This is a genomic window from Enterobacter sp. IF2SW-B1, from assembly GCF_001743375.1.
GTDB lineage: Bacteria > Pseudomonadota > Gammaproteobacteria > Enterobacterales > Enterobacteriaceae > Enterobacter > Enterobacter bugandensis.
Window position 1 is genome coordinate 1 of sequence record NZ_MJAA01000367.1, and the last position, 363, is coordinate 363.

Annotated in this window: 1 protein-coding gene; it reads left to right on the plus strand. The window is 59.5% G+C overall.

Annotated elements, in window-relative coordinates; genetic code table 11:
- Positions 1-2 precede the first annotated feature (2 nt).
- The coding region (locus tag A6013_RS24690) for a glycine betaine ABC transporter substrate-binding protein (RefSeq protein WP_302622518.1) at positions 3-363 on the plus strand (361 nt) is incomplete at its 3' end.

Below are 363 nucleotides of genomic sequence, written 5' to 3' on the forward strand. Positions count from 1 at the left end.
CGATGCGACATAACGTACTTTTTGCCACAGCGTTTGCCACCCTTGTCTCCACCAGCGCGTTTGCCGCTGACCTGCCGGGCAAAGGCATTACCGTGCAGCCGGTGCAGAGCACCATTTCGGAAGAGAGCATCCAGACCCTGATCGTCAGCCGCGCGCTGGAGAAGCTGCGCTATACGGTCACCACGCCGACCGAAGTGGATTACAACGTCGGCTACACCACGATTGCCTCCGCTGATGCCACCTTTACCGCCGTGAACTGGCAGCCGCTGCACGACGACAAGTATGCCGCCGCAGGTGGCGATAAGAAATTCTATCGCGAAGGTACCTTCGTGACCGGCGCGGCGCAGGGATATCTGATCGACA